This is a genomic window from Arthrobacter sp. D1-29 (assembly GCF_054130585.1).
This window is the reverse complement of record NZ_CP096383.1, coordinates 920,966-934,668: the sequence shown is the minus strand read 5'-3', so window position 1 is coordinate 934,668 and position 13,703 is coordinate 920,966. Positions and strand designations below refer to the sequence as shown.

At 59.9% G+C, this 13,703-nt stretch carries 3 protein-coding genes and 3 rRNA genes; all 6 read right to left on the bottom strand.

Going from position 1 to position 13,703, the window contains the following annotated elements; genetic code table 11:
• Positions 1 to 78 precede the first annotated feature (78 nt).
• Positions 79 to 195: ribosomal RNA gene (rrf, locus tag M1E17_RS04425) — 5S ribosomal RNA — on the bottom strand.
• A 219-nt stretch (positions 196 to 414) separates the two neighbouring features.
• A 23S ribosomal RNA gene (locus tag M1E17_RS04420) occupies positions 415 to 3,539 on the bottom strand.
• Positions 3,540 to 4,078: 539 nt separating this feature from the next.
• Positions 4,079 to 5,602: ribosomal RNA gene (locus M1E17_RS04415) — 16S ribosomal RNA — on the bottom strand.
• Together the 16S, 23S and 5S rRNA genes form the textbook arrangement of a ribosomal RNA operon.
• 480 nt (positions 5,603 to 6,082) lie before the next feature.
• On the bottom strand, positions 6,083 to 9,757 hold the full coding sequence (locus M1E17_RS04410) for a 1,4-alpha-glucan branching enzyme (RefSeq protein WP_457965716.1): 3,675 nt from the start codon (positions 9,755 to 9,757) through the stop codon (positions 6,083 to 6,085).
• A gap of 1 nt (position 9,758) precedes the next feature.
• The gene (gene treS, locus M1E17_RS04405) at positions 9,759 to 11,555 is read right to left on the bottom strand and encodes a maltose alpha-D-glucosyltransferase (RefSeq protein WP_457965714.1); all 1,797 of its coding nucleotides are present in this window, start codon (positions 11,553 to 11,555) and stop codon (positions 9,759 to 9,761) included.
• Positions 11,552 to 13,633, bottom strand: coding sequence for an alpha-1,4-glucan--maltose-1-phosphate maltosyltransferase (locus tag M1E17_RS04400; protein WP_457965713.1), 2,082 nt, complete (start codon positions 13,631 to 13,633; stop codon positions 11,552 to 11,554). The genes treS and M1E17_RS04400 overlap by 4 nt, the downstream gene beginning before the upstream one ends.
• Between the last annotated feature and the right edge of the window lie 70 nt (positions 13,634 to 13,703).

The window sequence follows — 13,703 nt, the reverse complement described above, 5'->3', positions numbered from 1 at the left end:
TTGAGGGGTTCTGGGGGTTTTGGGTGTTTTAAATGGGTCAGGCCCCGACGTGTGTGTCGGGGCCTGAGCCTAATGTTTGTCCGGCGGTGTCCTACTCTCCCACACCCTCCCGGGTGCAGTACCATCGGCGCTGTGGGTCTTAGCTTCCGGGTTCGGAATGGGACCGGGCGTTTCCCCCACGCTATGACCGCCGTAACCCTTGTACCCGTCCCCCTGTGTGGGGGTGGGAAGTCTGGTTACAACATGCTCTGCCGGTTAAGGCAGTTGTGGTGTTGTTATTTAGTTTTGTTCCTCAAGCAACGTAACCGGTTTGGTTTGTTGTTTGGGAACCACATAGTGGACGCAAGCAGTCTTGTTATCTTTTTACCGATGCTTGGTGTGAACGTCTTTTGAATGCCGTTCACGCATTGGTGTGTGGTGTAAGTTATCGGCCTATTAGTACCGGTCAGCTTCACGAGTCGTTAGTCCTCGCTTCCACATCCGGCCTATCAACCCAGTGGTCTGGCTGGGGGCCTCTCACACACAAGGTGTATGGAAATCTCATCTCGAAGCGAGCTTCCCGCTTAGATGCTTTCAGCGGTTATCCCATCCGAACGTAGCTAATCAGCGGTGCACTTGGCAGTACAACTGACACACCAGAGGTTCGTCCGTCCCGGTCCTCTCGTACTAAGGACAGCCCTTCTCAAATTTCCTGCGCGCGCAGCGGATAGGGACCGAACTGTCTCACGACGTTCTAAACCCAGCTCGCGTACCGCTTTAATGGGCGAACAGCCCAACCCTTGGGACCTACTCCAGCCCCAGGATGCGACGAGCCGACATCGAGGTGCCAAACCATGCCGTCGATATGGACTCTTGGGCAAGATCAGCCTGTTATCCCCGAGGTACCTTTTATCCGTTGAGCGACGGCCATTCCACAATGTACCGCCGGATCACTAGTCCCGACTTTCGTCCCTGCTCGAGATGTCTCTCTCACAGTCAAGCTCCCTTGTGCACTTACACTCGACACCTGATTGCCAACCAGGCTGAGGGAACCTTTGGGCGCCTCCGTTACTTTTTAGGAGGCAACCGCCCCAGTTAAACTACCCATCAGGCACTGTCCCTGACCCGGATTACGGGCCGAAGTTAGATGTCCAAAGTGACCAGAGTGGTATTTCAACGATGACTCCACCCGAACTGGCGTCCGGGCTTCAACGTCTCCCACCTATCCTACACAAGCCACTCCGAACACCAATACCAAACTATAGTAAAGGTCTCGGGGTCTTTCCGTCCTGCTGCGCGTAACGAGCATCTTTACTCGTACTGCAATTTCGCCGAGTTTATGGTTGAGACAGCGGGGAAGTCGTTACTCCATTCGTGCAGGTCGGAACTTACCCGACAAGGAATTTCGCTACCTTAGGATGGTTATAGTTACCACCGCCGTTTACTGGGGCTTGAATTCTCAGCTTCGCCGTGAGGCTAACCGGTCCTCTTAACCTTCCAGCACCGGGCAGGAGTCAGTCCGTATACATCGTCTTGCGACTTCGCACGGACCTGTGTTTTTAGTAAACAGTCGCTTCCCCCTGGTCTCTGCGGCCCCGATCCCCTCCGGACAGCGTGTGTCCATCAAGGTTGGGGCCCCCCTTCTCCCGAAGTTACGGGGGCATTTTGCCGAGTTCCTTAACCATAATTCTCTCGATCGCCTTAGTATTCTCTACCTGATCACCTGTGTCGGTTTGGGGTACGGGCGGCTAAAACCTCGCGTCGATGCTTTTCTCGGCAGCATAGGATCACCAAATCCCCCCGTGAGGGGGTCCCATCAGATCTCAGGCATCATGAACAGCGGATTTGCCTACCGTTCGCCCTACATCCTTAGACCGGGACAACCATCGCCCGGCTTGGCTACCTTCCTGCGTCACACCTGTTAATACGCTTACCTCCCAGGATCAGGTCCCGCGCTCCACCAAAACCCTCACACCACAAGGGTGATCGGGCAGGTCTCGGGCAGTTAGTATCCCCTGTTCAGCATGGACGGTTTTTCGCCGGTACGGGAATATCAACCCGTTGTCCATCGACTACGCCTGTCGGCCTCGCCTTAGGTCCCGACTTACCCAGGGCAGATTAGCTTGACCCTGGAACCCTTGATCATTCGGCGGACGGGTTTCTCACCCGTCTTTCGCTACTCATGCCTGCATTCTCACTCGTGTAGGCTCCACCGCTGGTTTACACCGCGACTTCACTGCCCACACGACGCTCCCCTACCCATCCAGACGCCTGAACCACAAGGGCTTAGCTAATATCTGAATGCCACAACTTCGGCGGTGTACTTGAGCCCCGCTACATTGTCGGCGCGGAATCACTTGACCAGTGAGCTATTACGCACTCTTTTAAGGATGGCTGCTTCTAAGCCAACCTCCTGGTTGTCTTCGCAACTCCACATCCTTTCCCACTTAGCACACGCTTAGGGGCCTTAGTTGGTGGTCTGGGCTGTTTCCCTCTCGACTATGAAGCTTATCCCCCACAGTCTCACTGCTGCGCTCTCACTTACCGGCATTCGGAGTTTGGCTGACGTCAGTAACCTTGTAGGGCCCATTAGCCATCCAGTAGCTCTACCTCCGGTAAGAAACACGCAACGCTGCACCTAAATGCATTTCGGGGAGAACCAGCTATCACGAAGTTTGATTGGCCTTTCACCCCTACCCACAGCTCATCCCCTCCATTTTCAACTGAAGTGGGTTCGGTCCTCCACGACGTCTTACCGTCGCTTCAACCTGGCCATGGGTAGATCACTTCGCTTCGGGTCTAGATCACGCCACTGCAACGCCCTATTCAGACTCGCTTTCGCTACGGCTTCCCCACACGGGTTAACCTCGCGACGTAACACTAACTCGCAGGCTCATTCTTCAAAAGGCACGCCGTCACAGCTACAAGGCTGCTCCGACGGATTGTAAGCACACGGTTTCAGGTACTGTTTCACTCCCCTCCCGGGGTACTTTTCACCTTTCCCTCACGGTACTGGTCCGCTATCGGTCATTAGGGAGTATTTAGGCTTATCAGGTGGTCCTGACAGATTCGCACGGGATTTCTCGGGCCCCGTGCTACTTGGGATACTCTCCAGGCGGTACAAAACATTTCGGTTACGGGGCTCCCACCCTCTCTGGCCGGCCTTTCAAGACCGTTCACCTATGCCTGCACATCACACCCCACTGTCCCGGCAGAGACAGAACGGAAAGTCCCACAACCCCGACCATGCAACGCCCGCCGGCTATCACACATGGAACGGTTTAGCCTGATCCGCTTTCGCTCGCCACTACTCACGGAATCACTATTGTTTTCTCTTCCTGCGGGTACTGAGATGTTTCACTTCCCCGCGTTCCCTCCACGCACCCTATGTGTTCAGATGCGGGTCACCAGATCACTCGCGCGTCTGGCGGGGTTTCCCCATTCGGACACCCTGGGATCACAGTCCGGTTATCGACTCCCCCAGGCTTATCGCAGATTCCTACGTCCTTCTTCGGCTCCTAATGCCAAGGCATCCACCGTGTGCTCTTAAAAACTTGACCACAAAAGATCAATCAGTAATTTACGAGAGAACCATGAAAACCAACCACACCCCAACACCCCAAAGGGCATCAACAGCGCAGCCAGATCCAGGTTCATATTCTTGGAAATTGCTTCTTATAAAAGATGCTCGCGTCCACTATGTAGTTCTCAAACAACAACCCCAAACCACACACCCCACACACACCCCCAAAAGGGCAACCGTGTGATCGGTGCAGCCAGGAAACCAGAAACAAACAAACCCGGAAAAAACACACCACAGCCAAAACCATGATCTTTTCCCACCGGCCCTGTTGCCTCAGGACCCAACAGTGTGCCAAACACTAAACCACCCAAACCACACCCCACCGTTCCAGGACACCCGCACTTCAAAGAAGAACAGGACATCCGTACTAGATAAGGCATAAACCAGGCAGCCGCTATTTGTTGATATTCCACCCATGAGCACCCGCCGCAGAACTTGCGTCTGCGCAACGGGCATATACTCCTGACAAACCCCCACCACGCATACACGCGGCAATGGTTTGTAGGTGCTCCTTAGAAAGGAGGTGATCCAGCCGCACCTTCCGGTACGGCTACCTTGTTACGACTTAGTCCCAATCGCCAGTCCCACCTTCGACAGCTCCCTCCCACAAGGGGTTAGGCCACCGGCTTCGGGTGTTACCAACTTTCGTGACTTGACGGGCGGTGTGTACAAGGCCCGGGAACGTATTCACCGCAGCGTTGCTGATCTGCGATTACTAGCGACTCCGACTTCATGGGGTCGAGTTGCAGACCCCAATCCGAACTGAGACCGGCTTTTTGGGATTAGCTCCACCTCACAGTATCGCAACCCTTTGTACCGGCCATTGTAGCATGCGTGAAGCCCAAGACATAAGGGGCATGATGATTTGACGTCGTCCCCACCTTCCTCCGAGTTGACCCCGGCAGTCTCCTATGAGTCCCCGCCATCACGCGCTGGCAACATAGAACGAGGGTTGCGCTCGTTGCGGGACTTAACCCAACATCTCACGACACGAGCTGACGACAACCATGCACCACCTGTGAACCGGCCCCAAAGGGGAAACCACATTTCTGCGGCGATCCGGTCCATGTCAAGCCTTGGTAAGGTTCTTCGCGTTGCATCGAATTAATCCGCATGCTCCGCCGCTTGTGCGGGCCCCCGTCAATTCCTTTGAGTTTTAGCCTTGCGGCCGTACTCCCCAGGCGGGGCACTTAATGCGTTAGCTACGGCGCGGAAAACGTGGAATGTCCCCCACACCTAGTGCCCAACGTTTACGGCATGGACTACCAGGGTATCTAATCCTGTTCGCTCCCCATGCTTTCGCTCCTCAGCGTCAGTTAATGCCCAGAGACCTGCCTTCGCCATCGGTGTTCCTCCTGATATCTGCGCATTTCACCGCTACACCAGGAATTCCAGTCTCCCCTACATCACTCTAGTCTGCCCGTACCCACCGCAGATCCGGAGTTGAGCCCCGGACTTTCACGGCAGACGCGACAAACCGCCTACGAGCTCTTTACGCCCAATAATTCCGGATAACGCTTGCGCCCTACGTATTACCGCGGCTGCTGGCACGTAGTTAGCCGGCGCTTCTTCTGCAGGTACCGTCACTTTCGCTTCTTCCCTACTGAAAGAGGTTTACAACCCGAAGGCCGTCATCCCTCACGCGGCGTCGCTGCATCAGGCTTTCGCCCATTGTGCAATATTCCCCACTGCTGCCTCCCGTAGGAGTCTGGGCCGTGTCTCAGTCCCAGTGTGGCCGGTCACCCTCTCAGGCCGGCTACCCGTCGTCGCCTTGGTGAGCCATTACCTCACCAACAAGCTGATAGGCCGCGAGTCCATCCAAAACCACAAAAAGCTTTCCACCCCCCACCATGCGATGAGGAGTCATATCCGGTATTAGACCCAGTTTCCCAGGCTTATCCCAGAGTTAAGGGCAGGTTACTCACGTGTTACTCACCCGTTCGCCACTAATCCACCCACAAGTGGGCTTCATCGTTCGACTTGCATGTGTTAAGCACGCCGCCAGCGTTCATCCTGAGCCAGGATCAAACTCTCCGTTGAAGTAAAACAAAAACAGACACAACCACCAACCCCGGGAAAACGGGATAAAACGGCTGCACAAAATTTGAAACCAGCTGTAAAAACCAAACCAACCACGGGGTGGTCAGTCCGGCAAATTCAACCAATTCATATAAAATAAACCGGTATCAACAAACTTGGCACACTATTGAGTTCTCAAACAACAGACACACCCGGCACCACCACAACCCCACAAGGGCCGCGGATCGCTCCGGAGCAACTTTTCAAACTTACCCGCTAGCTTCACCCTAGTCAAATCGGCGTTCCTGACCCTGTGTTGCCATTGGCATCTGGGTCACCTTCACCGACTGACTCCGGGGAGCAGCGCGGAAATAAACTCTACCACCACTTGGCTGCGATGGCTAACCGGCCCCAGAACAGGGTTCTGGCCAAGCCCCGAAGGACACGAAAAAGCCCGGAACCACAAGGGTTCCGGGCTTCTTCTGTCAGCGGCGGTTTTTCCTACTTGACCGCGGGGCCGGCCGGCTTGAAGTACGCTGCGCCCAGTGGCGGCAACGTCACAGTCAGGGTTGCCGGCTGGCCATCGAGTCCCTTCGGGAGTGCGGTGAGGCTTCCCCCGTTCAGCACACCAGATCCCCCGTACGCGGATGAATCGGTGTTCAGAACTTCCGTCCAGGCGCCATCCTCCGGCACGCCCAAGGGGTAACCGACGTGCGGGCCCCCGGAGAAGTTCACGGCGCAGACCAGCGGATTACCTTCAGTGTCCCAGCGAACGAAGGTCAGGACGTTCCGGTCAGCATCGCCGCCGTTGATCCACTGAAAGCCTCCGGGCTCGTTGTCGCGCGAATAGAGCGCCGGCGTCGAGCTGTATAGCTCGTTCAGATCCTTGGTGAGCAGCTGCATTCCGCGGTGTGCGGGGATGTCCGCAAGCCACCAGTCCAGGCCATGCTGCTCTGACCATTCGGCTTCCTGCCCGAACTCGGTGCCCATAAAGATGAGCTGCTTGCCCGGGTGTGCCCATTGGTACGCCAGGAAGGCCCGCAGGTTGGCGAGCTGCTGCCAGCGGTCACCGGGCATCTTTCGGAGCATGGAGCCCTTGCCGTGCACTACCTCATCATGGCTGATGGGCAGCAGGAAGTTTTCGGTGAAGGCGTAGACCATGGAAAACGTGATGGTGCCGTGGTGCCACTTGCGGTTGACCGGATCCTCGGAGGCGTACTTGAGGGAGTCATGCATCCAGCCCATGTTCCACTTCAGGCCAAAGCCCAGGCCGCCGTGGCTGGTTGGTGCCGTCACTCCGGGGAACGCCGTGGATTCCTCAGCGATCATGACCGCGCCAGGGTGGGTCTTGTAGACCGTGGCGTTGACTTCCTGGAGGAAGGAAATGGCTTCCAGGTTTTCACGGCCGCCAAACCTGTTGGGTGACCATTGGCCGTCTTCACGGGAGTAGTCCAGGTAGAGCATAGAGGCCACGGCGTCCACGCGGAGCCCGTCGATGTGGAATTCATCAAGCCAATAGAGCGCGTTGGCGACCAGGAAGTTCCGGACTTCGGTCCGGCCGAAGTCGAAGATCAGCGTGCCCCAGTCCGGGTGCTCACCCAAGTTCGGATCGGCATGCTCGTACAGCGGCTCGCCGTCGAACTCTGCCAGCGCCCAGGCATCCTTCGGGAAGTGCGCCGGAACCCAGTCCAGAAGCACACCGATTCCGGCCTGGTGCAGCGCGTCCACCAGGAAGCGGAACTCATCCGGGTGGCCGAACCTCGACGTCGGGGCGAAGTAGGAGGTGACCTGGTAACCCCAGGAACCACCGAACGGGTGCTCGGCCACGGGCATGAACTCAACGTGGGTGAATCCCAGCCACTTGACGTAGTCCACCAGCTCTTTGGCCAGCTCACGGTAGCCGAGGCCCAGCCGCCACGAGCCTAGGTGGACTTCGTAAACACTCATGGGCGAGTTGTGCGGATCCCGCTGGGCCCGCGCCTCCATCCATTCGTCGTCCTTGAAGACGTAGGACGGTTCCACCACCCGGGACGCAGTCAGGGGCGGAACCTCTGTACCAAAAGCAAGCGGATCGGCCTTTTCGACCCAGTAGCCGCCCTTGGTTTTGATCTCGAACTTGTAGCACGCCCCTGCTAAAACGCCGGGCAGGAAGACTTCCCACACCCCGGACGAGCCCAGGGAACGGAGCGAATGCTCGCGGCCGTCCCAGGCGTTGAAGTCGCCCTTGACACGAACGGCCTGTGCGTTGGGCGCCCAGACGGCGAAGGACACGCCGTCGACGTCGCCAAGTGAGGACTTGTAGTGCTGGACATGCGCACCCAGCACCTCCCACAGCTTCTCGTGCCTGCCCTCTCCGATCAGGTGCAGGTCCACTTCACCCACAGTGGGAAGGTAGCGGTAGGGCTCGTCCACCACCACTGGCTCTGCACCCGGGTAGGCAACTTCCAGCCGGTAATCGGGAACATGGCCCGGCTGAAGTGGTTCAAGCACTGCAGCCCAGACGCCGTGTGCCTCGTGCGTCATGGGCACGGAACCGGCGGCAGTGACGACGGACACGGACGCAGCGAGGTGCTTCACGGTCCGGATGGTCACGTGGCCGTGGTCGTCCAGGTGTGCACCCAGGACTGAGTGCGGCGCGTGATGCTCACCGTTTGCCACCTGGCCGAGGGTATCTGGGTTCACGTGAAGCGGCGCATGCGGCCGATCAGTACGTGCTGAGCCTGTCATTTCGTTACCTTCCGATGCCGCCCCGGCCTGATCGCCGGAGCCTTTACCGCTGAGGAGCCGTCTGGAGGAGTTCACTGGAATCGCCAGCCAGTCAGGCCTGTTCCGCAACTCATAAACAACTTCGTAGAGCGCCTTGTCCAGCCACAATGCCACAAAGAGCGGCGAGCTGCGGTCGATGGTGCCGGGTGTGACCTCTGTATAGCCGGCTATGAAGGCGTCGGCGCAATCGTCCACCCACGTCTCCACGATGTGTGCACCCTGGTACTCGCGTTCTGCTGCCCCGGCCGCGTAGTCAAACGAGCGCAGCATGCCCACGACGTCGCGGAGCGGAACGTCGGGGAGGTTGCGTTCGGCGATGGGCCGCAGCGGTTCACCTTCAAAGTCCAGGATGGCCCACCGTTCAGGATCGTCGCCGTGCCCGGGCACCTGCAGGATCTGGCCAAGGTGGAGATCGCCGTGGATCCGCTGCAATGGACCGGCCGGCACGCCGTCGAGCTCGGTGAGCAGTGCGGTGAGCTCCTGGTCGTAGGGCCCGACGGCGGCACCGGCTTCCGCCCATGCCTGCCGCACCCGCTGGGCTACTGCGGGAGCGATGATCTCCCCCGGCTCGGATTCCTTGGAGGTACCCAGGGCGTCGGCGAGCCTGCGATGGACGGTGGCTGTGGCCGCCCCGAGGGCGTGCGCTTCAGCCGTGAAGTCGGTGCCGGTCCGGGCCGCGTCAACGGCGAGGCGCCACGCGTCCCGGCCGCCGGCCAGAAATTCGTGGGCGACTGCCAGTTCGCCCTCGGCCAGACGGGCGCCCGCGGTCAGGCTGGCCACCTGCCATGCGCTGCTGACCCAACCAAGCGTGGCCGGAACTTCGGACGTGCCTGCGGCGGTGAGGGCAGCCCCCACTTCCACTTCCGGGTTCGTCCCTTCCGAGAGCACCCGGAAGAATTTCACAATCGCGGCGGACTCGCCGTCATCAACGATGACGGAGCTGTTCGATTGTTCTCCGGACAGGACCTTGACCATTCCATGGGCGGTGGGCAGACGATGGTCCGAAGGTACGCGGTGGCCCTTAACCGTGCCGGAGCCGGTTTCGGTGCGGATCAGCTCCAGCCAGGCGGAAACGAAGGCCGGATCGTGGACGCCGTCATAGATCCATGCCGGCCCGGCGTCGCCGGATTCGGCTTGGCCGACCAGTGCCCGCTCGCTCCCGGCCAGCGGCGCACTCCGGTAGCTCAGAGGGACCTGGACAACGTCGGTGCGGCTCCCGCCGTCGGCCGTCCGCGACGTCACCGCCAGCAGGAAAACCTCCAGGTGGACCTTCCTGGCGGGATCTTCCAGGTTCAGGCCACCCGCCAGTTCCAGCGAAAAATCGGCTGACTTGACCGGGAACCAGCGCTGCCGCGGCAACCATTCCCGAAGGACTGCCCCCAGTTCAGGGGTGAGGGTTGGCTGATTCATATCAGTTCTCGATGGACAGGATAGGCATCGCCTGAGTGTAGGGCGAGGCCGGGTTGGATGCCGCCGACCGGACGCGAAGCCAGAAGAAATCATGGCTTCCCAGGGTCAGCGTCAGCGTGCCGTCGTCGTCGATGCCGGGGAAAGGCTGCCCGCCGAACACGTCACGGAGCCCGCGGCCGGCAAATTGCGGAACCCGCAGCCTGGCCGCCACCGGGTGCTGGGAAAGATTGAACGCGCACAGGATGGACTCTCCGTCCGCTCCCGCCGTGTTGTCATCGGACAGCTCGCGGATGTACGCCAGGACGGCGTCGTGGTCTGCCTCGACGTGTTTGAAGCTCCCCAGTCCGAAGGCCGGGTGGTTCTTGCGGACGCTGAGGATTTGCCTGGTCCAGCGGAGCAGGGAACCCGAATGAGCCGCCTCTGCCTCGACGTTGGCCATGCTGTAGTTGTACACAAGCGACTGGATGACCGGAAGGTACAGCTTGCCGGGATCCGCGTCGGAGAAGCCGGCGTTACGGTCCGGATTCCACTGCATGGGAGTACGCACGGCGTCGCGGTCTTCAAGCCAGATGTTGTCCCCCATGCCGATCTCGTCCCCGTAGTACAGGAACGGGCTCCCCGGGAGCGAGAGCAGCAGGGCGTGGATCAGCTCGATCTCGGCCCTGGAGTTGTCCAGCAGGGGCGCCAGCCGGCGGCGGATACCGATGTTGGCCCGCATCCGGGGGTCCGGTGCGTACCAGCCGAGCATCGCGGCACGTTCATCCGCCGTTACCATTTCCAGGGTCAGTTCATCATGGTTCCGCAGGAAGGTCCCCCACTGCGCCCCCTCCGGAATTTCCGGGGTGTCATGCATCGTCTCGATGATCGGGGCGGCCTTCTGGTCACGCAGCGCGTAGTAGAGGCGCGGCATGATGGGGAAATGGAAGGCCATGTGGCATTCAGGCTCGGCCTCTGTACCGAAGTACTCCACCACCTCGTTGGGAGGCTGGTTGGCCTCGGCGATGATGACGCGGCCCGGGTAGCTCTCGTCCACCATGGTCCGCAGCTTGCGCAGGAAGTCATGGGTGGCGGGAAGGTTTTCGCAGTTGGTCCCTTCCTCCTCGAAGAGGTAAGGGATGGCATCAGCGCGGAAGCCGTCGATGCCCTGGTCCAGCCAGAACCTGACAACGTCAAAGAGCGCATCAATGACCTTGGGGTTCTCAAAGTTCAAATCAGGCTGGTGGCTGAAGAAGCGGTGCCAGAAGAACTGGCGACGGATGGGATCGAAACTCCAGTTTGATTCCTCCGTGTCCACAAAGATGATGCGGGCATCCTGGTACTTCTCGTCCGTGTCGCTCCACACGTAGAAGTCACCGAACGGGCCATCGGGATCCTTGCGGGATTCCTGGAACCAGGGGTGCTGGTCCGACGTGTGGTTCAGCGGGAGGTCGATGATGACCCGGACGCCGCGCGCATGGGCTTCGGCCACGAGGCGCTTGAAGTCCGTGATGGTGCCGAACTCATCAAGCACGGAGTTGTAGTCGGAGATGTCATATCCGCCGTCGCGCAGAGGTGACTGGAAAAACGGCGGCAGCCACAGGCAGTCCACCCCCAGCCATTGCAGGTAGTCCAGCCTGTCGATGAGTCCGTGGAAGTCGCCTGAACCGTCACCGTTGGCGTCCGCAAAGGCTCTCACGAGCACCTCGTAGAACACTGCCTTCCGATACCACAAGGGGTCATGTTGGAGGCCGGGCGCGTTTAGCTCAAACGTGCTCTTGGGGGTGAAATGCTGACTGGAGCCCTGCGGGTTAAAACTCACTGATGAATTCTCCTCACTCTCAGGATGTGTGCGGGTTCAACGTGTGCGTCCAGGCGGACATAGTTGTATTCGCCCCATTCCCAGGATTCACCCGAGATCAGGTCGTCCACCCAGAAGCCGCCGTTGTGCGAAAGGTCCGCCGGGTCCAGTTCGAGCGCGGGAAGGTCCAGCGAAACGGTGCTCTCCCTTGTCCCGTGCGGATCAACATTGACTACCACGATGAGGGTGTCCTTGGTGCCATCCGCGAGGGTCTTGTGCTTGGAGTAGACGATGGTGGCGTCATCCGTGCTCTGGTGCACCGTGAGGTTCTGGAGGTCCTGCAGCGCCGGATGCGCGTGCCGGATCTCGTTGAGCCTGGTGATGTAGGGCGCCAGGGAGCGTCCGGACGCTTCGGCGGCGTCCCAGTCGCGGGCCTTGTACTCAAACTTTTCGTTGTCGATGTACTCTTCGGCACCCGGGCGGGCCACGTGCTCATACAGCTCGTAGCCTGCATACACACCCCACAGCGGGCTGGCCGTCGCCGCCAGCGCTGCCCGGATCTTGAACGCGGGTGGTCCGCCGTACTGCAGGTATTCCGTGAGGATGTCCGGGGTGTTCACAAAGAAGTTGGGCCTGAAGTAGGCCGCGGATTCGTGGCTGACCTCCGTGAAGTACGCCTCCAGCTCCTTCTTGGTGTTCCGCCAGGTGAAGTACGTGTAGGACTGCTGGAATCCGGCCCTGCCCAGGGCGTGCATCATGGCCGGGCGGGTGAAGGCCTCGGCAAGGAACACTACGCCGGGCGCCTTCTTGTTGACCTGCCCGATCAGCCATTCCCAGAACCACACGGGCTTGGTGTGCGGATTATCCACCCGGAAAATCTTCACGCCGTGGCTGACCCACAGCAGGACCACCCTCAGGATTTCCTTGGACAGGCCTTCGGGGTCGTTGTCGAAATTGAGCGGATAAATATCCTGGTATTTCTTCGGCGGATTTTCCGCGTAGGCAATGCTTCCATCCACCCGGGTGGTAAACCATTCAGGGTGCGATTCCACCCAGGGGTGGTCCGGGGCCGCCTGGAGCGCGAGGTCCAGCGCAACTTCGAGCCCGAGTTCGTTGGCGTGGGCCACAAAGGCGTCAAAATCGTCAAAGCTTCCCAGATCGGGGTGGATGGCGTCGTGGCCGCCCTCCTTGGCGCCAATGGCCCAGGGTGAACCGGGATCGTTGGGGCCTGCAATCAGCGTGTTGTTGGGTCCCTTGCGGTGCTGAACACCGATGGGATGGATGGGAGGCATGTAGAGCACGTCAAAGCCCATGGCCGCCACCGCCTCCAGGCGCTTCGCCGCGGTGCGGAAGTTGCCTGAGGTCCAGGTGCCTGTGGCAGGGTCCCGGACAGCGCCCTCAGAGCGGGGGAAGAATTCGTACCAGGCACCGCGGCCGGCGAGGTCGCGCTCCACGAAGAGTGGGAAGCGCTCCGACACGGTGACCAGTTCCCTGATGGGCTGACGGTTAACAAGGTCCGTGATGTCCGGACCGAATCCTGCAGCGAGCCGTTCCTCATCAGTCAGTGAGCCGTTGGCAAGGGTGGCGGCTGCCGCCCGCAGGGTGCGCCTGTCGGCGGCACTCCGGGAGGCGTCGTCGGCGGCTTCTGCGAGGAGTGCCGAACCCTCGGCGAGCATCAGCTCGACGTCGATCCCGGCCCCTACCTTGACCTCGGCGTTGTGGTGCCAGGTCCCGTAGCGGTCGTGCCAGGCCTCGATGATGAATGACCAGGTTCCCGTTCCCGACGGCGTGAGGATGCCTTCCCAGCGGTCGGTCCCCATCCCTCGTCCGCCCCTGGGCGGGGCCAGGCGGACGCGCTGGCGCTCCTTGCCCCGGGGATCTAGAAGGACGGCGCTCACGCCGAGCTGGTCATGTCCCTCGCGGAAAGCGGTGGCGCCCACCACGATTCCTTCACCCGGCAAGGCCTTGGCGGGAAACTTTCCGCCTTCCACCACGGGCTGCACGTCCGTGATGGGAAAACGGCCAAACCGCAGGCCGTCAGCGATCCGGCCTTTCGGCTTTTGCTTTGATGCGGCAGTGGTTCCAAAGTTAGTCGTCACAGCCTCGACGTTAGCGAGAAATCAACCGGATTGCTAAGCCTGGTCTCTTTTTCCCACCGGCGATTCGACT